This window comes from Trinickia diaoshuihuensis, from assembly GCF_003390925.1.
Lineage (GTDB): Bacteria > Pseudomonadota > Gammaproteobacteria > Burkholderiales > Burkholderiaceae > Trinickia > Trinickia diaoshuihuensis.
This window is the reverse complement of the sequence record NZ_QUBS01000021.1, coordinates 56,302-81,112: the sequence shown is the minus strand read 5'-3', so window position 1 is coordinate 81,112 and position 24,811 is coordinate 56,302. Positions and strand designations below refer to the sequence as shown.

At 62.7% G+C, this 24,811-nt stretch carries 22 protein-coding genes; 2 read left to right on the top strand and 20 right to left on the bottom strand.

The genetic code is table 11. From position 1 onward, the window contains the following. Positions 1 to 208 precede the first annotated feature (208 nt). Positions 209 to 382, top strand: a complete 174-nt coding sequence (locus tag DXT59_RS30450; protein WP_162877953.1) for a hypothetical protein — start codon at positions 209 to 211, stop codon at positions 380 to 382. Between the two features lie 407 nt (positions 383 to 789). On the opposite strand, the gene DXT59_RS04945 is transcribed toward DXT59_RS30450, so the two are convergent. Then, the gene (locus DXT59_RS04945; protein ID WP_116135806.1) at positions 790 to 3,069 is read right to left on the bottom strand and encodes a primosomal protein N'; all 2,280 of its coding nucleotides are present in this window, start codon (positions 3,067 to 3,069) and stop codon (positions 790 to 792) included. Between the two features lie 452 nt (positions 3,070 to 3,521). Continuing rightward, on the bottom strand, positions 3,522 to 4,622 hold the full coding sequence (gene hemE, locus DXT59_RS04935) for a uroporphyrinogen decarboxylase (RefSeq protein ID WP_116135804.1): 1,101 nt from the start codon (positions 4,620 to 4,622) through the stop codon (positions 3,522 to 3,524). Positions 4,623 to 4,800: 178 nt separating this feature from the next. Between hemE and DXT59_RS04930 the strand changes: the two genes are divergently transcribed. After that, on the top strand, positions 4,801 to 5,613 hold the full coding sequence (locus tag DXT59_RS04930) for a transporter substrate-binding domain-containing protein (protein ID WP_116135803.1): 813 nt from the start codon (positions 4,801 to 4,803) through the stop codon (positions 5,611 to 5,613). A 24-nt stretch (positions 5,614 to 5,637) separates the two neighbouring features. Here the strand turns inward: DXT59_RS04930 and DXT59_RS04925 are convergent, their stop codons facing one another. The 18 genes from DXT59_RS04925 to DXT59_RS04840 form a co-directional block, all read right to left on the bottom strand. Beyond that, positions 5,638 to 6,117: a CoA-binding protein gene (locus DXT59_RS04925; protein ID WP_116135867.1), complete on the bottom strand. Its 480-nt coding sequence runs from the start codon at positions 6,115 to 6,117 to the stop codon at positions 5,638 to 5,640. A gap of 597 nt (positions 6,118 to 6,714) precedes the next feature. Next, positions 6,715 to 8,436, bottom strand: a complete 1,722-nt coding sequence (locus DXT59_RS04920; protein WP_116135866.1) for an AMP-binding protein — start codon at positions 8,434 to 8,436, stop codon at positions 6,715 to 6,717. Positions 8,437 to 8,644: 208 nt separating this feature from the next. After that, on the bottom strand, positions 8,645 to 9,073 hold the full coding sequence (locus DXT59_RS04915) for a F0F1 ATP synthase subunit epsilon (RefSeq protein WP_116135802.1): 429 nt from the start codon (positions 9,071 to 9,073) through the stop codon (positions 8,645 to 8,647). Positions 9,074 to 9,174: 101 nt separating this feature from the next. After that, positions 9,175 to 10,569, bottom strand: coding sequence for a F0F1 ATP synthase subunit beta (atpD, locus tag DXT59_RS04910; protein ID WP_116135801.1), 1,395 nt, complete (start codon positions 10,567 to 10,569; stop codon positions 9,175 to 9,177). Positions 10,570 to 10,626: 57 nt separating this feature from the next. Beyond that, on the bottom strand, positions 10,627 to 11,502 hold the full coding sequence (gene atpG / locus DXT59_RS04905) for a F0F1 ATP synthase subunit gamma (protein ID WP_116135800.1): 876 nt from the start codon (positions 11,500 to 11,502) through the stop codon (positions 10,627 to 10,629). 89 nt (positions 11,503 to 11,591) lie between these two features. After that, the gene (gene atpA / locus DXT59_RS04900) at positions 11,592 to 13,133 is read right to left on the bottom strand and encodes a F0F1 ATP synthase subunit alpha (protein WP_116135799.1); all 1,542 of its coding nucleotides are present in this window, start codon (positions 13,131 to 13,133) and stop codon (positions 11,592 to 11,594) included. A gap of 52 nt (positions 13,134 to 13,185) precedes the next feature. Beyond that, positions 13,186 to 13,725 (bottom strand): F0F1 ATP synthase subunit delta, encoded by a 540-nt coding sequence (locus tag DXT59_RS04895; protein ID WP_116135798.1) that lies wholly within the window; start codon positions 13,723 to 13,725, stop codon positions 13,186 to 13,188. A 2-nt stretch (positions 13,726 to 13,727) separates the two neighbouring features. Next, positions 13,728 to 14,198 (bottom strand): F0F1 ATP synthase subunit B, encoded by a 471-nt coding sequence (locus DXT59_RS04890; RefSeq protein WP_116135797.1) that lies wholly within the window; start codon positions 14,196 to 14,198, stop codon positions 13,728 to 13,730. Positions 14,199 to 14,338: 140 nt separating this feature from the next. After that, positions 14,339 to 14,608 carry a F0F1 ATP synthase subunit C gene (gene atpE / locus DXT59_RS04885; RefSeq protein ID WP_007180033.1) on the bottom strand — a complete coding sequence of 90 codons (270 nt, stop codon included), beginning with the start codon at positions 14,606 to 14,608 and terminating at the stop codon, positions 14,339 to 14,341. Positions 14,609 to 14,693: 85 nt separating this feature from the next. Further along, complete coding sequence (gene atpB / locus DXT59_RS04880; protein WP_116135796.1) at positions 14,694 to 15,542, bottom strand: F0F1 ATP synthase subunit A; 849 nt, start codon at positions 15,540 to 15,542, stop codon at positions 14,694 to 14,696. 130 nt (positions 15,543 to 15,672) lie between these two features. Beyond that, positions 15,673 to 16,206 carry an ATP synthase subunit I gene (locus DXT59_RS04875; RefSeq protein ID WP_116135795.1) on the bottom strand — a complete coding sequence of 178 codons (534 nt, stop codon included), beginning with the start codon at positions 16,204 to 16,206 and terminating at the stop codon, positions 15,673 to 15,675. Positions 16,207 to 16,444: 238 nt separating this feature from the next. Beyond that, positions 16,445 to 17,593 carry an SLC13 family permease gene (locus DXT59_RS04870; protein ID WP_116135794.1) on the bottom strand — a complete coding sequence of 383 codons (1,149 nt, stop codon included), beginning with the start codon at positions 17,591 to 17,593 and terminating at the stop codon, positions 16,445 to 16,447. A 58-nt stretch (positions 17,594 to 17,651) separates the two neighbouring features. Continuing rightward, positions 17,652 to 18,539: a ParB/RepB/Spo0J family partition protein gene (locus tag DXT59_RS04865; protein WP_116135793.1), complete on the bottom strand. Its 888-nt coding sequence runs from the start codon at positions 18,537 to 18,539 to the stop codon at positions 17,652 to 17,654. Between the two features lie 26 nt (positions 18,540 to 18,565). After that, on the bottom strand, positions 18,566 to 19,336 hold the full coding sequence (locus DXT59_RS04860; RefSeq protein ID WP_116135792.1) for a ParA family protein: 771 nt from the start codon (positions 19,334 to 19,336) through the stop codon (positions 18,566 to 18,568). Positions 19,337 to 19,402: 66 nt separating this feature from the next. Next, a complete protein-coding gene (rsmG, locus tag DXT59_RS04855; protein ID WP_116135791.1) occupies positions 19,403 to 20,089 on the bottom strand; it encodes a 16S rRNA (guanine(527)-N(7))-methyltransferase RsmG in 687 nt (228 codons plus the stop codon). Continuing rightward, positions 20,086 to 22,056, bottom strand: coding sequence for a tRNA uridine-5-carboxymethylaminomethyl(34) synthesis enzyme MnmG (gene mnmG / locus DXT59_RS04850; RefSeq protein ID WP_116135790.1), 1,971 nt, complete (start codon positions 22,054 to 22,056; stop codon positions 20,086 to 20,088). The genes rsmG and mnmG overlap by 4 nt, the downstream gene beginning before the upstream one ends. Before the next feature lie 206 nt (positions 22,057 to 22,262). After that, the gene (locus tag DXT59_RS04845) at positions 22,263 to 23,021 is read right to left on the bottom strand and encodes an ABC transporter ATP-binding protein (RefSeq protein ID WP_116135789.1); all 759 of its coding nucleotides are present in this window, start codon (positions 23,019 to 23,021) and stop codon (positions 22,263 to 22,265) included. Then, on the bottom strand, positions 23,021 to 24,808 hold the full coding sequence (locus DXT59_RS04840) for a branched-chain amino acid ABC transporter ATP-binding protein/permease (RefSeq protein WP_116135788.1): 1,788 nt from the start codon (positions 24,806 to 24,808) through the stop codon (positions 23,021 to 23,023). Before DXT59_RS04840 ends, DXT59_RS04845 begins: the two co-directional genes overlap by 1 nt. Positions 24,809 to 24,811: the final 3 nt, after the last annotated feature.

Here is a 24,811-nt window from a genome sequence, read left to right as displayed (position 1 = left end):
AACCAAAATCCCGTCGCGGTTGCACCCCTTTGAAACCCTTTGCCATCAAGGGTTGCCGGGAAACCGGCACGGGTTCGGCAGCGCCGGTTGCGCTCGGTGTTTTCCCTGACGCGAAAAGGTTGTAACGGCCCTACGCCAAGGCTGAGGAATGCCGTTAACGCAGGAAAGCGTTCTAGCGCACGGTAAGCGCCGGGAAAGGAGAGGCCAAATGGAAAAGTGGATCGTAATTGGCGGTGTATGGACGATGGCCGTGGTGTGTCTCGCGCTGTTCGTGCGAGGCGCATCGCCGGCGCATAGCCGCGCGGTGGCGCTTGCGCGCGTACGCCGGGCGCGGCTCAAGGCCGAAGCGGCGAACGACGCGCTCGTCGCCGAGCGCGGGTAACAGGCGGAAGAAGTCTCCGCCCACAACAAGGGAGCGACTGCCTCGGCTGCGTCAAGGCGCAACCGAGCGACAGGGGCGTCCCGGCGAGCGTTATCCGGCTCGCCCGGCGCAATCGCATGAATTCAGATCGCACCCCACTCGAGACCTGACATGATTTGCTCGAACGAAAGCCGGTCGTCCGCCCGCACTAGGCTGACCGGACAACGCCGCCGCGGCCCGTTTGCCGCATGCGCGCGCCCCCTCGCCTCGCCGGTGCCCAGCTACTCGAACCGCGTCCGCACGCACGCCCGCAACGCGCGCAGCCGCCTTCGATACTGAACCGGTTACGGATTTTCGGTTCCCTTTCCCGCCGGTGCGCCGCCGCATGACGCGCCGGCCGCATCGATGCCTGCCGGCCCTGGGTCCGGTCAGATATCGAGCGGATCGACTTCCACGCTCCAGCGTAGAACGCCCTTCAGCGAGCGCAGCACCGGCTGCCACGCTCTCAACGTCGCCAGCAGTGCCGCGCGCGACGCACTTTCGAGCAGCAACTGCGCCCGATGGACGTTCGCCACCTTGACGATCGTCATCGGCACCGCGTCGTAGAGCGTCACCCGCTCGGAACCGGGAATGCCGGCCAGCGCCGCGCCGGCGTCGGCGAGAAACGTGAGCGCCGCGTCGAGCGTGCGCCCTTCGGCGCGCAAAAGCGCTTGATAGACGAACGGCGGCAGGCGCGCCTCGCGCCGCTCGGCCAGCGTGGCGTTCGCAAACCCGACATAGTCGTGACGACCGAGCGCGTGATACAGCGCGTGGCGCGGATAGCGCGTTTGGACGAGCACTTCCCCGGGCAACCCTGCCCGGCCCGCGCGCCCGCTCACTTGCATCAACTGGGCGAATAGCCGCTCGCCGGCGCGAAAGTCGTGCGAAAAGAGTGCCGCGTCGGCGTTGAGCACGCCGACGAGCGATACGCGCTGGAAGTCGTGCCCTTTCGCGATCATCTGCGTGCCGACCAAGATGTCGACCTCGCCCGCGTGCACGTTCGAAAACAACGTCTGCGCGCTGCCTTTGCGGCGCGTGCTGTCCGCATCGATACGCAATACCCGCGCGCCGGGCACGAGCGCGGCCAGCGTCTCCTCGACGCGTTGCGTGCCGCGGCCGAGCGGCGCGATATCGACGTTGCCGCACTCGGGGCAAGCGCGCGGCACGCGTGCCTCCCATCCGCAGTGGTGGCAGCGCAGCGCATGTTCGCTTTTATGCAGCACGACGTAGGCGCTACAGCGCGGGCAGCCTGCTAGCCAGCCGCAGGCGTCGCAGGCGAGCACCGGCGCATAGCCGCGCCGATTCAAAAACACGAGGCTTTGCTCGCCGCGCTCGAGCCGCGCCTTCAGCGCGGCGGCGAGCGGCCCCGAGATGCCGTCGACGCTGCCGCGCCCGCGCCGCCGCTCTTCCTCGAGATCGATCAGCCGCACCGCCGGCAGGGCGGCGTCGGCCACCGCGCGCCGAGACAGCGCAAGCCGCCGGTACCGCCCCTGCTCCGCATGCCACCAGCTCTCGAGCGACGGCGTGGCCGAGCCGAGGACGACGGCGATACCGCGCTGCTTCGCTCGCCAAACGGCCAAATCGCGCGCCGAATAGCGCAGACCTTCTTGCTGCTTGTAAGCCGGCTCATGCTCCTCGTCGACGACGATCAGCGCCAACGAGGGCAACGAGGCGAGCACCGCTAGGCGCGTGCCGAGCACGATGCGGGCGCGCCCCGTATGGGCGGCGAGCCAACTGCGGGCTCGCTCGCCGTCGGCCATCGCGCTGTGCAAGGTGACGATCGAATCGTGCCCGGTCAGCATGGCGAAGCGCGCCCGGAAGGCGGCTTCGAATTGCGGCGTCAGGTTAATCTCCGGCACCAGCACGAGCGCCTGCGCTTGCGGGGCGGCTTCGAACAACCGTTCCAGCGCGCGGAGGTAAACCTCCGTTTTGCCGCTGCCCGTTACGCCGTGCAGCAGGAAGGGGGCAAAGCCTTGCGACGCGGCGATTTCGTCGACAGCCTGACTTTGCTCGGCCGTCAAAACGGGCCGCGTCACGGGCGCACGCGCGCTGTCGCGCGGTTTTTGCGCCGCGCCGCCGGCGTCCCCTCCAAAAGCGCCGCCCGGTTCACCATCGACATTGGCGTCGATCTCGACCCAACCTCGCGCCTGCCAGTCGGCGAGCGTGGCATTGGCTTTCGCATGAAGCGCCCGCGCATCGGACCCATCGAGCGACGGCGCGTCCGCGAGCGCTTGCGCGAGCCGGCGAAGGGCCCCCGCGCGAGCGGGCAGCGCGTCCGGTAACGCGGCCCGGCCGGCGCCGGTCAGCCGGAAACGCGGCGCGGCGGCGAATAGCCGCGGCCATCGCGCCGGATCGCGCAAAGCCTGCGGCAACGCCGGCAAAGCGACCTCGCCGAGCGAGCGCTGATAATAGTCGGCAGCGAAAGCGGCGAGCGCGAGCCACTCGCTCGAGAGCGGCGCACAGCCTGTGCATATCGATTCGACGTTGCGCAGCCGCTGCGTCGGGACGTCGCTGTGAGCGCTCACTTCCGCCACGAGTCCGACGACGCTGCGCTTGCCGAACGGAACGGCCACGAGCGTTCCGGGGACGGGCGCGGGTTCGACGCAGCGGTAATCGAACAGCGTGGGCAGGGGATGATCGAGTGCAACCCGAACGAAGGCCTCGCTCATCGGTAACGGCCCCGCGTCGTTTCACCCCGGCTCCCGAAGCCTGATCCCAAGATCTGGCGCGGAGCGCGCGATACGAACTTAAAGTGAAACATGAGATTCGCCGCTAACCTCTGGATCTCGCTCGACTTTGCCGTTCGACCGCGACCGCCTGTGGATAACTTTGTTGAAAAGTGGCCCGACGGAACCGAGAAGAGGCCGCCCCGCTGACATTCTGTGGGAAACCGCACATTTCGGCGTTCGGTCGCAAACCCTTGTCTGTCAAGGCACCGACTCGGGAGGTACATGCTTTGCATGCCGGAGTCAACCATCATTCGCTCTACCGCGCCGCAACGAGAGGAATGTGCATAAGTCAAGTCTTGACAATTGCAAGAGAGCCCGGCGATGCCATCCGCCGGGCAATTCGCTCCCTAGATCGAGAGCCCAGTTGGGTGCGGTGCAACAAAATCCTCACATCAGGCCGCGCCGTCACTCGACGAGCGCATCGCCGCGCTATAGCGGTGAACTTCGTCCACGAGTTCGGCGACGTGCTCGGGGGGCGCAAATTGCGAGATTCCGTGGCCCAGATTGAAGACGTGCCCGGGATGGTTGCCGTAACTATCGAGCACCGCGCGCGCTTGCTCGCGGACGGCTCCGGGAGGGGCGAACAGCACGGACGGATCGAGATTGCCCTGCAGCGCCACGCGCGAGCCTACGCGCTCGCGCGCGCGCGCAAGATTGACGGTCCAATCGAGGCCGACCGCATCGACGCCGCAAGCCGCGATCTCTTCGAGCCAGAGCCCGCCGCCTTTCGTGAATGTGATGACCGGGACCCGGGTCCCGTCATGCTCGCGTATGAGCTGCCCGACGACCTTTTCGATGTAATGCAACGAAAAACGCTGAAATATGCCGTCGGCAAGCGCGCCGCCCCATGTATCGAAAATCATGACGGCTTGCGCGCCGGCCACGATCTGCGCGTTGAGATAGGCAGCGACGGCCTCGGCGTTGATTTCGAGGATCCGATGCATCAGATCGGGACGCGCATAAAGCATCGACTTGACCGTGCGGAAGTCGTCCGAGCCCGCGCCTTCCACCATATAGCAGGCGAGCGTCCATGGACTACCCGAAAAACCGATGAGCGGCACGCGTTGCCGCCCTTGCGCATCGGTCAGCGCGCGGCGGATCGACTTCACGGCGTCGGTCACGTAACCGAGCGTGGCATCGATATCGGGCACCCGCAACCGCGCAACGTCTTGCTCCGTGCGCACCGGGTGCGCGAACCGCGGCCCTTCGCCCACGGCAAACGAGAGGCCGAGCCCCATCGCATCCGGCACCGTAAGGATGTCCGAAAACAAGATCGCGGCATCGAGCGGAAAGCGCTCGAGCGGCTGCAGCGTGACCTCGGTCGCGAAATCGGGATTCTTCGCCAATCCGAGGAAACTGCCCGCGCGCGCGCGCGTTGCGTTGTATTCGGGCAGATAACGGCCGGCTTGCCGCATGAGCCAAATGGGGGTGTATTCGGTCGGCTGGCGCAGCAGCGCGCGCAGGAACGTATCGTTGAGCAAGGACGAGGGCACTTGGGTCAGCCGCGAGGCAAGGCGAGAGAGACCGCCATTTTACCGGACCCGCACGGCGCGAACGCGTCCGACGCCCGCTTTCGGGCCCGAACCGCCTGCGTCATTTTGATACGGCTATCATCGAGCCCCATGACGAGTCCGGCCCGCCGGCTCGCATTCGAAGAACAGGAGACATCGAATGAACAAGAAACGAAGCGCAGGCATCGCGCTCGGGGCGATCGCGCTGATTACGCTGACGGCGTCCGGCACCGGGGTCGTGTTCGCCCAAACGGCGCCGGCCGCCACGGCAAGTTCCCGGCTGGACGCCGTTCTCGCGCGCGGCACGCTGCGCGTTTGCACGACGGGCGACTATAAGCCCTACTCGTTTCTTAAGCCTGACGGCAAGTTCGAAGGCATCGACATCGATATGGCCGAATCGCTGGCGAAATCGCTCGGCGTGAAGACCGATTACGTGAAAACGACGTGGTCGGGCCTCATGAACGACTTCCTCGCGAAATGCGACGTGGCCGCCGGCGGTGTTTCGACGTCGCTGGAACGCCAAAAGCATGTGTTTTTCACGCAGCCGTACATGATCGACGGCAAAACGCCGATCGTGCGCTGCGCCGATACGGAGAAATACCAGACGCTCGCCCAAATCGATCAACCGGACACGCGCGTAATCGTCAACCCCGGTGGAACGAACGAGCGCTTTGCAAAGCAGTACTTCACGCACGCGAAGCTGACGGTGTATCCCGACAACGTCACGATCTTCAAACAGATTTTGGACGAGAAAGCCGACGTGATGGTCACGGATGCATCGGAGACCCTGCTGCAGCAAAAGCTCAACCCGGGCCTATGTTCGGTTCACCCCGATAGGCCGTTCCAATACGGCGAGAAGGCGTACATGCTGCCGCAAGGCGATGTGACGTTCCAGCAATATGTCGATCAATGGCTGCATTTAGCGCGTGCGACCGGGGAATTTCAGTCGATTTCGGACAAATGGCTCAAATGATGCCGCATAGGCGAGGACGATCGCTCATTCGGGTACGCGCGGCGACGGGGCATTGGCGCGGTGCGTCGCGCCAAGGAGCCGCTCATGCTCCACTTTGACGCAAACGTTCATGGCTACGTCGAGTCCCGCGGCGCTCGCGCGCGCAGCCGCTTCATCGTTGACGACGCCCACTTGCAGCCAGAGCGATTTGGCCCCGATCGCGATCGCTTGATCGGCGACCGCCGCTGCCTGCTCCGGCCTGCGGAAGACGTCGACCATTTCGATGGCGGCGCCTTCTTGCGCGAGCGCCTGCGCTGCGTCGGCCAGCGAGGCGTAGCAACGTTGGCCGAGCACGCCCGCCGTATCGTTCGCGTAGGCGGGGTTCACGGGCACGATGCGGTAACCGTGCGACTGCATGTAGGCGGCCACCGAGTGGCTCGGCCGGTAGGGGTGCGTGGACAAGCCCACGACGGCGATGACCCGATCGCGGTCGAGGATACGTTTCAAGACATCGGGCTCGTTCATTGTGTTGCTACGTCGATTGGTAAGAATTATCGCGGCGCGCAAGCCTCGGTCGAAATTCACGTCGCATCCGAACTGAATGCGCATCTTAAGCCGGTCATTCGATAGACGAAACCGGTTCGTCCAAATTTTTGGATAAAATATCTTGAGGGTATTGGGCGACACATTTCTTTTCTTCTCATTAATCGGAAATAACGACGTAAATTCGACATAGACCGGGTAAAAAATCCCGCAACGCCTTATCTGGCGGGCGTTACAACCTGAAACACTTTGTTACCGCGTGCTTTTCCTAATTCGCCCACAATGCCCCTCAACGGTTTCAACACGGATGTGTCGGCGTTTGGGTTGCTGCAAAAGAGGGTGCGGCAGGGCTTGAGCGAATGGCTACCGAATGGTTTCGGGCATCTCTGTTGGAGTCGTTGCTGCTGGCAGCGATTGATGCGAATTGTGTGCAGCGGCTCCTTCGTTGGTCTCCTCGCGCTAACCCCGTAGCGTGTGGTTTTTAGCGGGCTATCAAGCCCGCTTTTTTTTTGCGATCCGGAGTTGACGCTTTAGCGTCTTACTCCGGTCTCATGCAGCGCAGTCGGCCGCAGTTGCGCTTTAGCGCTTGCCTTCACCGAGTTCGCCGATCATCCGTTCGCGCATCACGAACTTCTGGACCTTCCCAGTCACCGTCATCGGCATTTCATCGACGAAGCGGATGTAGCGCGGCACCTTGTAGTGCGCGATCTGCCCTTGGCAAAAGGCCTTGATCTCCTCTTCGGTCAACTGTTCCCCCGGCCGCACGACAATCCACGCGCACACCTCTTCGCCGTATTTTTCATCGGGCACGCCGAAGACTTGCACGCTCTGCACCTTAGGATGCCTAAATAAAAACTCCTCGATTTCGCGGGGATAGATGTTCTCGCCGCCGCGAATCAACATGTCCTTGAGGCGGCCGACGATATTGCAGTACCCCTCTTCGTCGATCGTGGCGAGGTCGCCCGTATGCATCCAACCGTCGGTGATCGCTTCCTTCGTGCGAGGCTCGTCCTCCCAATATCCGCGCATCACCGAGTACCCGCGCGTCCACAACTCGCCCGTTTCGCCCACCGCAACCGTATTGCCCGCCGGATCGACGACCTTCGCCTCCAAATGCGGCGCGATGCGCCCTACGGTCGATGTCCGTTTATCGAGCGGATCGTCCGTCGCACTCTGGAACGACACGGGGCTGGTTTCCGTCATGCCGTACGCGATCGTGATCTCGGACAGATGCATGCGCGCCACGACCTTCTTCATCGTCTCGATCGGGCACGGCGAGCCGGCCATGATGCCGGTGCGCAACGTAGAGAGATCGAAGGACGCGAACTGCGGTAGATCGAGTTCGGCGATGAACATCGTCGGTACGCCGTGCAACGCCGTACAGCGCTCTTCGGCACACGCGGCCAGCGTCGCGGCGGGTTCGAACGCCTCGCCGGGAAACACCATCTTGGCGCCCACCGATACGCTCGCGAGCACCGACAGGACCATCCCGAAGCAGTGATAAAGCGGCACCGGGATGCACAGTGCGTCTTCTTCCGTCAAACGCATCGCCATGGCGATATAACGGGCGTTGTTGACGACGTTCCGATGCGTGAGCGTGGCCCCTTTCGGGTTGCCCGTCGTACCACTTGTAAATTGGATGTTGATGGGATCGTGCGCCGACAACGTCGCGTCGATGTCTCCCGGGTCGGCGCTTTGGCGCGCCACGCGCCCGGCCTCGATCAGCTCCGAGAACGTCAGCATGCCCGGCGTCTGGGTATCGCACATGCGGACCACGAGCCGAAGCTCGGGCAAACGCGCCGCTCGCAGCCGCCCAGGCTCGCATTGGGCCAACTCCGGTGCCAGGGCCTGCAGCATCTCGACGTACTTCGACGTCTTGAAGCTTTCGGCTGTAACGATGGCGCAGCAGCCCGACTTGTTCAGCGCATATTCGAGCTCAGCGAGCCGGTAGGCCGGATTGACGTTGACGAGAATCGCGCCGATCCGAGCGGTGGCGAATTGCGTCAACAGCCATTCGACACGATTCGGCGACCAGATCCCGACGCGATCACCGGGTCGGATACCGGCAGCGGCAAAACCCGCTGCCAAGACATCGACTTCGTCCGCGAACTCGCGCCACGTCCATCGAATCCCTTGCTCGCGGAACACGACGGCGGGCCGCGCCGGAAAGCGGGCGGCCGTTTCGTTCAGCAGCCGGCCGATGGTGGCCTCCGACAGCGCGATGTCGGTCCTGCCTCGCACATATGCGCGCCCGCCTGCCGGCGCAATGAGCGCCCCCTCCTCCGCGTGCTGAGTCGCCATCTCGATGTCTCCGCCGTTCAAGAAATATTTTCCGATCGATTGTGCCACCGGCCGCGGTGAGCCCACATCAAGTCTTACCCTCAGAAAATGCAAAAGACGAAAAAAACGCCGCTAGGCGCAGACCTAGCGGCGTTAAACATCCTATTAGTCGTCTTGTTCTCGCACGAAGTTGCCCATCGCGGTGCGACGAGCGACCTGTGGCCGTTCGTTAGTGGCTTTGCGAGCGCAATTTGCGCAGGCGCGCGATCGCGGCAAGCTGCGCGGTCGCGTAGGCCAACTCGGCTTGCGCCGTCGCGTACTCGATGTTCGAACCCGAGTTCTGCAGCGCTTCCTCGGCGAGCTTGCGGGCCTGCTCGGCCTTCGCCTCGTCGAGATCCTTGCCGCGAATCGCCGTATCGGCGAGCACGGTCACGGCGCCCGGTTGCACTTCGAGAATGCCGCCGGCAACGAACACGAACTCTTCCTGGCCGTCTTCAGCCTCGATGCGCACGGCACCGGGACGAATACGCGTGATGAGCGGCGTGTGACCCGGCAAGATACCGAGTTCACCGGCTTCGCCCGGCAGCGCGACGAACTTCGCCATGCCCGAGAAGATCTGCTCTTCCGCGCTGACGACGTCTACTTTGATGGTTGCCATATCGATTCCTGTGCAAGCCTCGGTTGAGCGTGATGCGTGCGGCGAGCCCGGCGCGCTCGAGGCGAACGCCGGACTCGCTTTTCAAGCGATCACACTGACCGTTACTGGATCTTCTTGGCCTTTTCGAAGGCTTCGTCGATCGTGCCGACCATGTAGAACGCTTGCTCGGGCAGATGATCGCACTCGCCGTCGACGATCATCTTGAAGCCACGGATCGTTTCCTTCAGCGGCACGTACTTGCCCGGCGAACCCGTGAACACTTCCGCGACGTGGAACGGCTGCGACAGGAAACGCTGGATCTTGCGCGCGCGCGCCACCGACAGCTTGTCTTCCGGCGACAGTTCGTCCATGCCCAGAATCGCGATGATGTCGCGCAGTTCCTTGTAGCGTTGCAGCGTTTGCTGCACGCGGCGCGTGATCGTGTAGTGCTCTTCGCCGATGACGTTCGGGTCGATCTGACGCGAGGTCGAATCGAGCGGATCGACGGCCGGGTAGATACCGAGCGATGCGATGTCACGCGAGAGAACGACCGTTGCGTCCAAGTGGCCGAAGGTGGTAGCCGGCGACGGGTCGGTCAAGTCATCGGCAGGCACGTACACGGCTTGCACCGACGTAATCGAGCCCTTCTTCGTCGACGTAATACGCTCTTGCAGCTTACCCATTTCTTCAGCCAGCGTCGGCTGATAGCCCACGGCCGACGGCATCCGGCCCAGCAGTGCCGACACTTCGGTACCGGCCAGCGTGAAACGGTAGATGTTGTCGACGAAGAACAGCACGTCGAGGCCTTCGTCACGGAAGTGCTCGGCCATCGTCAGGCCCGTCAGCGCCACGCGCAGACGGTTGCCCGGCGGCTCGTTCATCTGACCGTACACGAGCGCGACCTTGTCGAGCACGTTCGAGTCCTTCATTTCGTGGTAGAAGTCGTTCCCTTCACGGGTACGCTCGCCCACGCCCGCGAACACGGAGTAACCGCCGTGTTCCTTAGCGATGTTGTTGATGAGCTCCATCATGTTCACGGTCTTGCCCACGCCGGCGCCACCGAACAAGCCCACCTTACCGCCCTTCGCGAACGGGCAAATCAGATCGATAACCTTGATGCCGGTTTCGAGCAGTTCCGTCGACGGCGACAGTTCGTCGAACGCCGGGGCCTTTTGGTGGATCGAACGCTTCGTCTCGCTTTCGATCGGGCCGGCCTCGTCGATCGGACGGCCGAGCACGTCCATGATGCGGCCGAGCGTCGGCTTGCCGACGGGCACGCTGATGGGCAAACCCGTGTTCTTCACCATGACGCCGCGGCGCAGACCGTCGGATGCGCCCAAACAAATCGTGCGCACGACGCCGTCGCCCAGTTGCTGCTGGACTTCGAGCGTCAGTTCCGTGCCTTCGAGCACGAGGGCGTCGTAGACCTTCGGCATGTGCTCACGCGGGAATTCCACGTCGATCACCGCGCCGATGCACTGTACGATCTTGCCTTCTACCAAAGCAGTAGTACTCATCGCTTTTCCTTTAGATACTCAATTCTTCACTCGCGCAAACGGCGCGTAGGACGGGCGTCAGACCGCGGCTGCGCCGCCGACGATTTCCGACAGTTCCTTCGTAATCGCGGCTTGGCGGCTCTTGTTGTACACGAGCTGCAATTCGCTGATCACCGTCTTCGCGTTATCCGACGCGGCCTTCATCGCGACCATGCGCGCCGATTGCTCGGACGCCATGTTTTCCGCGACGGCCTGGTACACGAGCGCCTCGACGTAGCGAACGAGCAACTCGTCGACGACAGCTTGCGCGTCGGGTTCGTAGATGTAGTCCCACGCCGACTTCGGCGTCGCTTCGTCCGTCTCGAAGTGCTCCGCCGATAGCGGCAGCAATTGCTCGATCACGGGCTCTTGCTTCATCGTGTTGATGAAACGCGTGTATCCGAGATACACGGCCGAGATCTTGCCTTCCGAATACAGATCGAGCTGCACCTTCACCGCGCCGATCAGCTTTTCGAGGTGCGGCGTATCGCCGAGCTGCACGACTTGCGAGACCACCTTCGCGCCGACGCGATTCAAAAAGCCGAGACCCTTGGTGCCGATTGCCGTCGCTTCGACGGTTTGGCCCTTGTCCTCGAGTTCCTTGAACTTGTTCACCGTCGCACGCAGGACGTTGGTGTTCAAGCCGCCGCACAGACCCTTGTCGGTCGTGACGAGGATCATGCCGGCTGCCTTCGCGCCTTCGTTCGCCACCATGAACGGGTGACGGTACTCGGGGTTCGCACGGCTCATGTGCGCGGCGATGTCACGAACCTTGTCGGCATACGGACGAGCAGCGCGCATACGCTCCTGAGCGCGGCGCATCTTCGATGCGGCCACCATCTCCATCGCCTTCGTGATCTTGCGCGTGTTTTGCACGCTCTTGATCTTGCCGCGGATTTCCTTCATTCCAGCCATTGCTTGCTCCTGGAGCGAAGCGGCGCTCGCTGGGGTGTCGATGCTTCATTTCACCCTACGCGCGCCGCTTCAAGGTCCCTATGCCTCGATCAATAAGCACCCGACTTCTTGAAGTCCTTCAGAGCGGCGTGGAGCGCTGCTTCGTCGTCCTTCGACAAGTCCTTCGTGTCTTCGATGCGCTTGATGAGGTCGGCATGGCTCGTCTTCAGGAATTCGCGCGCGCCCTTTTCGAACGACAGCACGTCCTTGACTTCGAGGTCGTCGAGGTAGCCGTTGTTCGCGGCGAACAGCGACACGGCCAACTCCCACACCTGCAGCGGCTGATACTGCGGCTGCTTCAACAGTTCCGTCACGCGGCGGCCGCGCTCGAGCTGCTTGCGGGTGGCTTCGTCGAGATCCGAGGCGAACTGCGCGAACGCGGCGAGTTCGCGGTACTGCGCCAAGTCGGTACGAATACCGCCCGAGAGCTTCTTCACGACCTTCGTCTGCGCGGCGCCGCCGACGCGCGACACCGACACGCCCGCGTTGATCGCGGGGCGGATACCGGCGTTGAACAAGTCGGTTTCGAGGAAGATCTGGCCGTCCGTGATCGAGATCACGTTCGTCGGAACGAACGCCGTCACGTCGCCGGCTTGCGTTTCGATGACCGGCAGCGCGGTGAGCGAACCGCTCTTGCCCTTCACTTCGCCGTTCGTGAACTTCTCGACGTACTCTTCCGAAACGCGCGCGGCGCGCTCGAGCAGACGCGAGTGCAGATAAAACACGTCGCCGGGGTAAGCCTCGCGGCCCGGCGGGCGGCGCAGCAGCAGCGAGATTTGACGATACGCCCAAGCTTGCTTGGTCAAATCGTCATAGATGATGAGGGCGTCTTGGCCGCGATCGCGGAAGTATTCGCCCATCGTGCAGCCCGAGTACGGCGCGAGGTATTGCATCGCAGCCGATTCCGACGCCGATGCCGCCACGACGATCGTGTACTCGAGCGCGCCCGACTCTTCGAGCTTGCGCACGACGTTCATGATCGACGAAGCCTTTTGGCCGATCGCGACGTAAATACAGACGAGGTCTTTGCCCTTCTGATTGATGATCGCGTCGACTGCTACGGCCGTCTTGCCGCACTGACGGTCGCCGATGATCAGCTCGCGCTGGCCGCGGCCGATCGGCACCATCGAGTCGATCGACTTCAGACCCGTTTGCACCGGCTGCGACACCGACTTACGCCAAATCACGCCCGGGGCGATCTTCTCGACCGCGTCGGTCATCTTCGCGTTGATCGGGCCCTTGCCGTCGATCGGGTTGCCGAGCGCATCGACCACGCGGCCGATCAGTTCGGGGCCGACCGGCACTTCGAGAATGCGGCCCGTCGTCTTGACGATGTCGCCTTCCGAGATGTGCTCGTATTCACCGAGAATCACGGCGCCGACGGAGTCGCGCTCGAGGTTCAGTGCGAGGCCGAACGTATTGCCCGGGAATTCGAGCATTTCGCCTTGCATCACGTCCGACAGACCGTGAATGCGCACGATGCCGTCGGTCACGGAGATCACGGTGCCCTGGTTGCGAACGTCCGTGCTCGCTTCAAGGCCCTGGATCCGGCTCTTGATCAGCTCGCTGATCTCAGAGGGATTGAGTTGCATTATTCGCTCCTGATAGTCAATTCTGTTGCGTGCCGTGCGCGAGCGCTCCGCCTTACGCGGTCAGCGCCGTGCGCATGTCGGCGAGCCGTGCGCGAACCGAGGCGTCGAGCACTTCGTCGCCGACGGTGACGCGAACGCCCCCGATCAACGAAGCATCGACTTCGACCGTCGGCTTGAGCTTGCGCCCAAACTTGCGCGTGAGGCTCGCGACGAGATCGGCGAGCTGGGCCTCTTGCAGCGGGAACGCGCTGACGATGAGCGCGTCGGCCGCGCCTTCGCGAGCGTTTTTCAGTTCTTCGAACTGGACGGCGATTTCGGGCAGCAGCGAGAGACGGTGATTGTCGACCAGCATTTGCACGAAGTTCTTCGCTTGCGGCGAATCCTTCAGCGGCGACTTGGCTGCGGCGAGCAGCAGGTCGACGACCTGTGCGCGGCTCACCTTCGGGTTCGAGGCGACCGACATGAGCTCGGGCAGACGCGCAACCTGGCCCAGCTCCTGCACGAGAGCGGACCAAGCAGCGAGGTCACCGCCTTCGGCGACGCCGAACAGCGCCTCTGCGTAGGGACGGGCGATGGTTGCAAGTTCGGCCATGATCAGAGCTCGGCTTTCAGTTGATTGAGCAGTTCGGCATGCGCCGCTTGATCGACTTCGCGCTTCAAGATCTGCTCGGCGCCCTTGACCGCCAGCGAGGCCACTTCGGCACGCAGCGATTCGCGCGCCTTCACGACTTGCTGCTCGGCTTCGGCCTTGGCCTGCGCGATGATGCGCGCGGCTTCCGCTTGCGCGTTCGCCTTGATTTCCTCGGCTACCGCGAGGGCGCGCTTTTCGGCGTCGGCGATGCGCTGCTGGCCGTCGTTGCGCGCTTGCGCGAGTTCCTGATCGACGCGCTTGTGCGCCGCTTCGAGTTCCGTCTTGCCCTTTTCGGCGGCCGCGAGGCCATCGGCGATCTTCTTCGCACGTTCGTCGAGGGCTTTGACCATCGGCGGCCACACGAACTTCATCGTGAACCACGCGAGGATCAGGAACACGACCATTTGCGCAATCAGAGTTGCGTTGAGATTCACGGTGTTTCCTTAAACGTTGCTATATCGGAAAGTGAAACGGCAAGGCGCTCATCGACGTTACGTTCGATCAGCGCCCGAAGCCTGTCGTTTCGCCCCTGCGCCGCCCATTGCCAAGCCGCGGCGCAAACTTCCGAGAAACCTTAGCCTGCCAACTTCGAGAGCAGCGGGTTCGCGAACGCAAACAGCATTGCCACACCGACGCCGATCAGGAACGCCGCGTCGATCAGACCAGCCAAGAGGAACATCTTGGTTTGCAGCGGGTTCATCAGTTCAGGCTGACGCGCGCAAGCTTCGATGTACTTGCCGCCCATCAGGCCGATACCGATACAGGCGCCGATTGCACCCAGGCCGATGATGATGCCGATACCGATGGCGGTCAGACCTTGGATGTTGGCGATGAAAGCTTGCATGATCACTCCTTTGTAAAAGACTTTTTGGAACTGGATTTAAAGAAACGAAAAACGAATCTGCTTCGCAACGACTCGCCCTTGGGGGTTAGTGCGAATCGTGCGCCTGGCCGATGTACACGAGCGTCAGCATCATGAAGATGAACGCTTGCAACAGGACGATCAGGATGTGGAAGATCGCCCAAACGCTGCCTGCGATCACGTGGCCGATGAAGCCGAGCACCGTCGTGTCCGCGCCGAACGTCCAGATGCTGCCGAGCAAAGCGATCAGCAGGAACAGCAGCTCGCCCGCGTACATGTTGCCGAACAACCGCAACGCGAGCGAAACCGTCTTGGCGACGAACTCGATGATGTTCAGTGCAAGGTTCGGGATCCACAGCAACGGATGCGCGCCGAACGGGGCCGACAGCAGTTCATGGATGAAGCCGCCGGCGCCCTTGATCTTGAAGTTGTAGTAAATCATCAGCACGAACACGCCGAGCGCGATGCCGAACGTGCCGTTCAGATCGGCCGTGGGCACGAGACGGTGGTGCGAGATGACACCCGACAAACCGAGCCAGCCGATCACGCGGCCGGGCAGATCGACGGGGATGAAGTCGAGCGAGTTCATCAGCGCGACCCAGACGAAAACGAACAGGGCCAGCGGAGCGATGAACGTGCGATTGCCGTGAATGATCGCCTTCGATTGGTCTTCGACCATTTCGACGAGCATCTCGATCGCGCACTGGAAGCGGCCCGGAACGCCCGGCGTCGCGTTGCGCGCGGCCATGCGCAGAATGAAGATGGTCACGAGACCGCACACGATCGACCAGAACAGCGTGTCGAGATTCAAGACGTGCATGTCGATGATCGACGTCTGGTGCGCGGTGGCGAGATTTTGCAAGTGGTGCGAGATGTACTCGGACGGATCCAAGTGCGTGCTTTCTGTAGCTGCCATATCGTTTATTGCCACCTAAATTGTCGAAAATCGTTCGGTGTTCGCACGCGCCGCGCGAACGCGGCAAACGCCAGCGCGCCGCGCCGATCGCCGCGTACGCCGCCGGCCGTCCGCCGTCATCCCATCCATCTCAGCGCCAAGCGAGCGCCAGCCAGTACGTTTGAAGGGTAAGGAGGAAGGTCACGAGCAGCGGCAGCCACCGCACGTCGTGATACCAAACGGCTACCGCGACGAACATCGCGACCGTCACCCCCATCTTGAGCATTTCGCCGATCATCCACGTCAGGATCGATCCGGCGCCGCCCGCTCCTTTCAACCGTGCCGCGAACAATGCGCTCGGCACCCAGCATATCGCTCCGCCCAGCAGGGCCGACAGCGCAGCAGGACCCGGCGGCTTATAAAACAGCCACCAGACCAGCGTGACGACCAGGGACAAAACCACTTGCGCTTTCACCACCTTGAACGGCGTGACGCGCGAGGGGCGGCTCACGTCCGAGCCAAAGAGCCTTTCGGCCTCGGCCCGCGTAAGCGGAACGAAATTGTTATCTTGCTGCTCGGCATCCCACGCATCGTCGAACGTTTCCGAACGACCTACGACGCGAGCGGAAGAAGGATCATGTCGCGCGCGTTCGTCGTGCCTTGTGCCCGGCTCTCGATCCGCCATCGCCCTATCCTGCAAAACCCATTTTCCAACCCGAAGCTTTCGCCGCGCTTACGGGGCTGCCTAGCTAATAAATCCGGGCGATTGTAAGCGATAGTTGCAGGCGATTCAAGACTTTAGCCGCGACAAAAAACTGCTTGGAAGCGACGCCCGGCGTGGGTGCGCGGCCCGCGGATCTGACGAAACCGAAAGGCGCGACGCTCGCTTGCGCGGGCGAACGAGGCGCCGCGCGGCGTCAAGGTCACAGGTGCGCGAGCAGCCACGCGCCGATCGCGGTAGCCACGAGCCAAAACGGAATCGAGACGAGGTGGAACGGCAGCCAGACGCCGCGCGTTTTCGAGAGCCGTACGGCGATGAGATTCGCGAGCGATCCGATGGCAATGCCGAAGCCGCCGACGCTCACGCCGAACGCCAGCGCTCGCCAATCCTTCGTGAATTCCGCCAACATGATCGCGGCCGGCACGTTGCTGATGGCCTGCGACAGTACGGCGCCCGCGAGATAAGCGCGCTCGCTCGATTGCAGACCCAGCCGCGCGACCGTATCGTGCACCCACGGCAGCTCGGCCACGCTGCGCAGGACGATAAACATGAGCACGAAAATCAGCAGCAACGCCCAGTCGATTTTCAGCACGGCGTCGCGCCGCCACAACAAAAAGCCGGCGGCTACGCCGATGAGTCCGATCCCGGCGTGATGCGAATCGGCAAGCAAGACGAACGCGACGAACAGCACGGCCGCGACGCTCGCATAGGCGCGATCGACGCGCTCCTTGGCCGTATCCTTCGACAGGTCGAGCGTCTTGGGCTTGAACGCGAAGAAAGCCAGCGCATACAACATCGCGGTCAGCGCGGCGCACAGCGGCGCCAATGCCCAGACGAAACGCCCGAACGAAACGCCGCCGACTTGCCATAGGAAAAGGTTCTGCGGATTGCCGAGCGGCGTGAGGATCGAGCCGGCATTCACGGCGAGCGCCAAAAATATCGTCAAGCGCTTGACGGGCAACGGCGTGAGCGCGTGCAGCGAAAGCACGAGCGGGATGACGACGAACAGCGCAACGTCGTTCGTGACGAACATCGAGAGCGCCGCCGCCAACCCGATCAACAAGCACGCCAGCGCCCGCTCTGAACGCACGTGATGAACGACGCGATGGGCGAGCCACATCAGCAGACCGGATAGCTCGATCGCCTTCGTCAACATCAACAGGCCGGCCAACGTCAGTACGGTCGGCCAATCGACCATCCCGGGCAGTTTCAACCACCGCTGCGGACGAACGCACTGAAGCGCCGCGAGCACGACGACGAGGATCGTCAGGACCGGCTCTTTCAGTGCGAACGAAACGATTTTGCGCGGCACGCCCGCGCGCCGCGAGCGCGTATCGTCTACGGTCGGCATGGATGGACTAAGTGTGGATAAGGACGCAAGCGGTCAGCGTGCGAAATACGTGCCGACCTCAAACGGCCGCGCCGCCGCGCAATCGCGCCAAGATTCCGTCGAGCGCATCGAGATCGCCGAACTCGATCTGCAATTGGCCTCGCCCGCGACGCCCGAGCTTGATCTTCACCGCAGCCGCCAGCAGGTCCGACAATTCTTCTTCGAGACGGCGCGTATCGCGGCCTCCGTCCTGATTCGTTCGCGCTTTGACCGCCGGCTCGGCTTTCGTCGTCGCGGTAACGAGCCGCTCAGTTTCGCGCACCGACATGCGCTTGTTGACCACTTGGTTCGCGAGCGTGATTTGCGTCGCGGAATCGACGGCCAGCAACGCGCGAGCATGTCCCATATCGAGATCGCCGGCAAGCAGCATCGTCTGGACCGGCTGCGCGAGGTTCAGCAGGCGCAGCAGATTCGAGACGGCGCTACGCGAACGGCCCACCGATTCGGCCGCTTGTTCGTGGGTGAAGTCGAATTCGTCGAGCAAACGTTGAATGCCCTGCGCCTCTTCCAGCGGATTCAGGTCTTCGCGCTGAATGTTCTCGATGAGCGCCATCGCTGCCGCGGCTTGGTCGGGGACGTCCTTGACGAGTACCGGCACTTCCGCCAGCCCGGCGATGTGCGCGGCCCGGAAGCGCCGCTCGCCCGCGATGATTTCGAATTTTTCAGCCGAGACGGGACGCACCAGAATCGGCTGCATGACGCCTTGCGCACGGATGCTCGCCGCCAACTCCTGCAAGCTGCCTTCGTCCATTCGCGTGCGCGGCTGATACTTGCCCGCCTGCAGCTTCCCAAGCGGCAGCACGCTCGGCTGCCCTTCGCTGCGCACGGCCGTCGTGATATCGGCGCTGCCGCCCAGCAGCGCTTCCAAGCCACGACCCAATCCCTTCTTTTTTGCTACGGCATTCATTGCGTTTCCTCGGTCCCGGGCAGTGCTCATAGCGCACGCACGCGTTCAATCATTTCGGCGCCGAACTGGACATACGCCTGCGCGCCGCGCGAAGCGCGGTCGAATACGACGCCCGGCAGCCCGTAGCTCGGTGCCTCGGCCAAGCGGACATTGCGCGGAATCACCGCGTCGAACACCTTGTCGCCGAAATGCTCCTTGAGCTGATCCGACACTTGCTGCTGCAACGTAATGCGCGGATCGAACATCACGCGCAGCAAGCCGATAACCTTCAAATCGCGATTGAGGTTCGCGTGGACCTGCTTGATCGTATTGACGAGATCGGACAGACCTTCGAGCGCGAAGTACTCGCACTGCATCGGGATGACGACACCGTGCGCCGCGCAAAGCGCGTTCAGCGTCAGCAGCGACAAGGCCGGGGGGCAATCGATCAGCACGAAGTCGTAGTCGTCGGCAACCGCGGCCAGCGCAGCTTTCAATTGCCTTTCGCGATTGTCGACGCTGACGAGTTCGATCTCGGCACCTGCCAGTTCGCGATTGGCCGGCAGCACGTCGTACGAAACGGCTTCCGACTTGATACGGGCATCGGCCACTGAAAGGCCGTCGACGAGCACCTCGTAGACCGTGTTCTCGCATTCGGCCTTATTGATCCCGCTTCCCATCGTCGCATTGCCCTGCGGATCGAGGTCGATCAATAGGACGCGCTGCCCCTGCGAAGCGAGACTTGCGGCGAGATTGACCGCCGTCGTCGTCTTGCCGACACCGCCCTTTTGGTTCGCCACGCAGAAGATTTTTGCCATCGTTCGGAGATCCTAGTTACCGCTGTTGCACTGCTGACGTTGACGCAGGGAACCGCTCAATCGCGCTCAATCGAATACGACTTGCACCAGATGCCGCTCGGCGTCGAGAAATGGGACGCGCAATTGCACGACCTCAGTCGCATGCGCGCCCGCCGGCAACCGTTCGATTTCGGCGTCGGGCCTCACTCCCTTCATGGCCCAGATCGATCCCTGCTCGTTCACCAAATGACGCGCAAGTGTAACGAAATCGGCGAGCTCTGCGAATGCGCGCGAGACGATTGCGTCGAATTTTCCCGGAACCTCGATGCCCGGACGAAGATTCTCGACACGCCCGGTGACGACAGACAGGTTATCGAGCTTGAGCTCGGCCTTCGCTTGCGCCTGGAATGCGGTTTTTTTCTGGACGATGTCGTTCAACGTGACACTGCATTCGGGCAGCGCAATGGCGAGGACGATGCCGGGCAGTCCACCGCCCGACCCGACATCCAAAATCGCCCGGCCACCACGCGCCGCCAAGTGCGGCACGATCGAAAGCGAATCCAGAATGTGCTGGATGAGCATTTGGCGCGGATCACGGATCGCCGTCAGGTTATAGACGGCGTTCCATTTCGACAGCAGCGCAACGTAATCGGCGAGCCGGTCGAATTGCTCGGCGGAAAGCGACACGCCCAACTCTCCTGCTCCGGCTCGCAATAGGTCGAGCCAGGCAGCTCGGTCATTCGAATGCGCCCCTTGGGCGCGCGACGCCGTCATTGGACATCGGGAGCCGAATCGGCCCCGCTGCTTTCGATAGTGCTTGGCTCCGCCAAGGTCCGCCTGCCCAACCCTTTCTTCAGATGAACCATCAGCAGCGAAATCGTGGCGGGCGTGATCCCGGAAATCCGCGAGGCTTGACCGATCGTTTCGGGGCGGAATTGGTTGAGCTTTTGGCGTGCCTCGAACGAGAGTCCCCGAACGACCGAATAATCGATACCTTCAGGTAGCCGCGTGTTTTCGTTTGCCTCGTTGCGTTCGATCTCGTCAGCTTGCCGCTCGATGTATCCCTGGTATTTGACGCCGATTTCGATCTGCTCCTTGATTTGTTCCAGGAGCACGGGATCCTCGGCAAGGGGTGCCTCGGGACCACAAGCGCCCTCGCGGAGACCGCAGATGCCGTCATAAGTGATACCCGGGCGCCGCAGCAGGTCGGCCAGGTTGTATTCGTGGTCGATTGGCTTCCCGAGCAATGCGGTAGCCTCTTCGGCGGACAGCGTCTTCGGGTTCACCCATGTCGAGCGCAAGCGTTCTGTTTCACGTGAAACAGCGTCGCGCTTCCGGCAAAAAGCGTCCCAACGGACGTCATCCACGACGCCCAACTCGCGGCCGATTTCGGTTAAGCGCATGTCGGCGTTGTCTTCACGAAGGCTTAGGCGATACTCCGCACGGCTCGTGAACATCCGGTACGGCTCCGAGACGCCGCGCGTGACGAGATCATCCACGAGGACGCCTAGATAGGCTTGATCGCGACGCGGGCACCACGCCTCTTTCTCTTGGACGTATCGCCCGGCATTGATGCCGGCCAGCAGGCCCTGCGCCGCCGCCTCTTCGTAACCGGTCGTTCCATTGATCTGGCCCGCGAAGAAAAGGCCCCGGATTGCCTTCGTCTCGAGCGACGCCTTCAAGCCCCGAGGATCGAAGTAGTCGTATTCGATCGCATAGCCAGGCCGCAGGATGTGGGCGTTCTCAAGCCCGCGCATCGAATGAACGAGATCGAGCTGAACATCGAACGGTAGGCTCGTGGAGATGCCGTTCGGATAAAACTCGTTCGTCGTCAGCCCTTCCGGTTCGAGGAAAATCTGGTGCGACGTCTTCGATGCAAAGCGGTGAATCTTGTCCTCGATCGACGGGCAATACCGCGGCCCCACGCCCTCGATCACCCCCGTGTACATCGGCGAGCGATCCAGCCCGCTTCGAATGATGTCGTGCGTCTGCTCGTTCGTATGCGTGACCCAACACGGCACCTGCCGCGGATGCTGGTCCACGCGCCCTAGAAACGAAAAGACAGGGATCGGGTCCAGATCACCCGGTTGTTCCTCTAGCTTCGAAAAATCGATCGTCCGTCCGTCGATCCGCGGCGGCGTCCCGGTCTTCAGCCGCCCTTGGGGAAGCTTGAGTTCTTTCAATCGACCCGACAACGAGACCGCAGCCGGATCGCCGGCGCGTCCGCCCGTATAGTTGTTGAGGCCGACGTGGATCTTGCCGTCCAGGAAGGTACCGGCCGTGAGCACTACGGCGCGCGCGCGAAATTGCACACCGACCTGCGTCACCGCACCGACGACGCGATCGCCCTCGACGATCAGATCCTCCACCGCTTGCTGGAACAAGCTCAGATTCGGTTGATTCTCCAGCCGCCGCCGGATGGCCGCTTTATAAAGGATACGGTCGGCCTGAGCGCGCGTTGCGCGCACCGCGGGCCCCTTCGACGAGTTGAGGATGCGGAATTGGATGCCGCCTTCATCGGTCGCGGCCGCCATTGCACCGCCGAGCGCATCGACCTCCTTGACGAGGTGGCCCTTACCGATGCCGCCGATAGACGGGTTGCAGCTCATCTGGCCGAGCGTTTCGATGTTGTGCGTCAGCAGCAACGTCTTTGCGCCCATGCGGGCCGACGCCAAAGCGGCTTCCGTGCCGGCGTGACCTCCGCCGACGACGATTACGTCAAATTCTGTGGGATAAAGCATCGCGATCCCACGCAGCGTGAAGTGCGTGGGCCTTTCGGGAAAATGTATGCGCGAAATTATAGCGGGGATCGCGCGTGAGGCGGGTCGGCCGCGCGGGCTAAGAACCTGATTTTACAAATAACTGGCCCGTTTCACGACTCGGCAACCGCGATGTTTCACGTGGAACATCGAAAAACGCGGACCGGCCCAGCCTCGCCCGCCGTCCCTTAAGCGGTCTTCTTCGCCAACCCGAGATACGTTTCGATAACGCGAGGATTGCTCGCCAATGAATCGGCCGCCCCTTCGAGCGCCAGTTCACCGGTCTCGAGCACGTATCCGTAATCGGATATCTGCAAGGCCGCCCGCGCATTTTGCTCGATGAGCAGCGTTGCGACACCCGTGCTTCGCAACGCGCTGATGATATGGAAAATCTCTTTCACGATCAGCGGTGCGAGGCCCAAGCTGGGCTCGTCGAGCATCAGCAAGTCCGGCTTGCCCATCAAGGCGCGGCCGAGCGCGAGCATTTGCCGTTCCCCGCCCGACAAGGTGCCCGCCGCCTGCTTGCGCCGTTCCTTCAAGCGCGGAAAGCGCTCGAACACAGGCTCGAGCTGGTCGAGGAAGTCGCGTTCCCCGGCCCGCTTGCGGCGATAGGCGCCAAGCACGAGGTTGTCCTCGACCGTCATCGTCGCGAACAGCTCGCGCTTTTCGGGAACGAGGCACATGCCCCGCTCCACCCGCTTTTCAACGGGCAAGGCGCCGACATCCTCGCCGCGATAGCGTACGGGCCCGCTCGTGTGTCCGGTCCCGGGCAGCGCGCCCATGACGGCGTTCAGCAGCGTCGATTTGCCGGCGCCGTTCGGCCCGATCACGCTGACGATCTGCCCGGGACGCACATCGATCGATACGTTGTGCAACGCCTCCACCTTGCCGTACCGCACCGACAGTCCGGCCACCGACAAGATCGGCATAGTCGTCGTTTCGTTCATTACTCCACCCCGCCCAAGTAGGCTTCGACAACGGCCGGATCGTTCTGAACCTCCTCGGGCAGTCCGTGCGCGATCCGCGTGCCGAACTCCATCACCACGAGCCGATCGGCAAGGTTCATCACGAAATCCATATCATGCTCGACGAGCAGCACGCTCATCCCCTCCGCCTTTAGCTTGCGCAGCAATTCGGCAAGCTGTTGCTTCTCGCGATAGCGCAGCCCGGCCGCCGGCTCGTCGAGCAGCAGCAACGTCGGATCGCCGCACAGCGCCCGCGCGATCTCCAAGATTCGCTGCTGGCCCAGCGCGAGAGAGCCCGCCTCGTCGTACATATGCTGCTCGAGCCCGACCCGCCGAATCTGTTCGGCGGCCTCGAGCAGCAGTTGGCCCTCCTCCCGCCCATTGAGCCGCGCCAAGCTGCGCCACACGCCACTGGAGCCGCGCAGATGCGCGCCGATGGCAACGTTCTCCAGCACTGTCATCGTCGGGAGGAGCTTGACATGTTGGAACGTGCGGCCGATACCGCGTTTGGCGATTTCACGTGAATTGAGCGCATCGATACGCTCACCGCGGAAATGGATCGACCCGCGTGTCGCTTGCAGAACGCCGGTGACGAGATTGAACGTCGTCGACTTGCCCGCGCCGTTCGGACCAATGAGCCCGACGATTTGCCCTGCCTGAACGTCGAAGCTCACGTCGTTGACGGCCACGAGCCCACCGAACTCCTTGCGCGCCTGATCGACGACGAGCAGCGGCTCGCCTGCCGCCGGTTTCTGCCGCCGAGGCAAGGACTCCGCTCGCTCGGGCACGCGTGCACGCGGACCTCGCGGAAACCAGCGCGCGACGAACGGCCACACACCCTGCCGCGCGTACTGGAGCAGCGCCACCATCAATACGCCGAATACGATGACTTCGAAATTGCCGCTCTGCCCGAGCAAGACCGGCAGCAAGGACTGCAGATAGTCCTGCACAACGGTGAGGATCACCGCACCGAGAATCGCACCCCAGACATGCGCGATACCGCCAACGACGGCCATGAATAGATATTCGATACCGTGATTAAGGCCAAACGGCGTCGGATTCACGGCGCCCTGCAAGTGGGCGTAAAGGAATCCCGAGATGGCGGCGAGCACGGCCGCGTAGACGAAAATCACGACACGCATCCATGCCGTATTGACGCCCATCGCCTCGGCCATCACGCCCGCGCCGCGCAGTGCGCGGATCGCGCGCCCGGGGCGACTATTAAGCAGATTCTGAATCGAGACGACGGCCAGCAGCACCACGACCCAGATCAGGTAGTAAATGCCGCGGCCCGATTGGAACGAGATGCCGAGCACGCTCAACGCAGGAATGCCGTTGATACCGTCGTACTTGCCGAGCGCTTCGAGGTTGCCGAAGAGGTAGTACAGCGACAAGCCCCAAGCAATGGTGCCGAGCGGCAAAAAATGCCCCGACAGCCGCATCGTGACGCCGCCGATCACGAGCGCGACGAGCGCCGTCAGCGCAATGCCGACGAAGAGCGCAACCCATGGCGAGATGCCGAACCGCGTCGTCAGATAAGCCGTCGCATAAGCACCGACACCGACGAAGGCCGCCTGGCCGAAGCTCGTCATGCCGCCCACCCCCGTCAGCAACACGAGCCCGAGCGCGACGATCGAATAAAGCCCGATGTAATTGAGCAGCGTGATCCAATACTCGGGAACGTGCAGCGGATGCGGCAGCACCGGCAATGCGAATAGGACCAGGAGAAACGCCCAGAACGGCGCCTTGCCCGAAAACAAACGTTTCATCGC

Excerpts from the sequence above, each read along its gene's own strand:
- DXT59_RS30450 (WP_162877953.1), top strand. The coding sequence starts at position 209 with ATGGAAAAGTGGATCGTAATTGGCGGTGTATGGACGATGGCCGTGGTG.
- DXT59_RS04945 (WP_116135806.1), bottom strand. The coding sequence starts at position 3,069 with ATGAGCGAGGCCTTCGTTCGGGTTGCACTCGATCATCCCCTGCCCACG.
- DXT59_RS04930 (WP_116135803.1), top strand. The coding sequence starts at position 4,801 with ATGAACAAGAAACGAAGCGCAGGCATCGCGCTCGGGGCGATCGCGCTG.
- DXT59_RS04925 (WP_116135867.1), bottom strand. The coding sequence starts at position 6,117 with ATGAACGAGCCCGATGTCTTGAAACGTATCCTCGACCGCGATCGGGTC.
- DXT59_RS04920 (WP_116135866.1), bottom strand. The coding sequence starts at position 8,436 with ATGGCGACTCAGCACGCGGAGGAGGGGGCGCTCATTGCGCCGGCAGGC.
- DXT59_RS04915 (WP_116135802.1), bottom strand. The coding sequence starts at position 9,073 with ATGGCAACCATCAAAGTAGACGTCGTCAGCGCGGAAGAGCAGATCTTC.
- atpD (WP_116135801.1), bottom strand. The coding sequence starts at position 10,569 with ATGAGTACTACTGCTTTGGTAGAAGGCAAGATCGTACAGTGCATCGGC.
- atpG (WP_116135800.1), bottom strand. The coding sequence starts at position 11,502 with ATGGCTGGAATGAAGGAAATCCGCGGCAAGATCAAGAGCGTGCAAAAC.
- atpA (WP_116135799.1), bottom strand. The coding sequence starts at position 13,133 with ATGCAACTCAATCCCTCTGAGATCAGCGAGCTGATCAAGAGCCGGATC.
- DXT59_RS04895 (WP_116135798.1), bottom strand. The coding sequence starts at position 13,725 with ATGGCCGAACTTGCAACCATCGCCCGTCCCTACGCAGAGGCGCTGTTC.
- atpE (WP_007180033.1), bottom strand. The coding sequence starts at position 14,608 with ATGCAAGCTTTCATCGCCAACATCCAAGGTCTGACCGCCATCGGTATC.
- atpB (WP_116135796.1), bottom strand. The coding sequence starts at position 15,542 with ATGGCAGCTACAGAAAGCACGCACTTGGATCCGTCCGAGTACATCTCG.
- DXT59_RS04875 (WP_116135795.1), bottom strand. The coding sequence starts at position 16,206 with ATGGCGGATCGAGAGCCGGGCACAAGGCACGACGAACGCGCGCGACAT.
- DXT59_RS04870 (WP_116135794.1), bottom strand. The coding sequence starts at position 17,593 with ATGCCGACCGTAGACGATACGCGCTCGCGGCGCGCGGGCGTGCCGCGC.
- DXT59_RS04865 (WP_116135793.1), bottom strand. The coding sequence starts at position 18,539 with ATGAATGCCGTAGCAAAAAAGAAGGGATTGGGTCGTGGCTTGGAAGCG.
- DXT59_RS04860 (WP_116135792.1), bottom strand. The coding sequence starts at position 19,336 with ATGGCAAAAATCTTCTGCGTGGCGAACCAAAAGGGCGGTGTCGGCAAG.
- rsmG (WP_116135791.1), bottom strand. The coding sequence starts at position 20,089 with ATGACGGCGTCGCGCGCCCAAGGGGCGCATTCGAATGACCGAGCTGCC.
- mnmG (WP_116135790.1), bottom strand. The coding sequence starts at position 22,056 with ATGCTTTATCCCACAGAATTTGACGTAATCGTCGTCGGCGGAGGTCAC.
- DXT59_RS04845 (WP_116135789.1), bottom strand. The coding sequence starts at position 23,021 with ATGAACGAAACGACGACTATGCCGATCTTGTCGGTGGCCGGACTGTCG.
- DXT59_RS04840 (WP_116135788.1), bottom strand. The coding sequence starts at position 24,808 with ATGAAACGTTTGTTTTCGGGCAAGGCGCCGTTCTGGGCGTTTCTCCTG.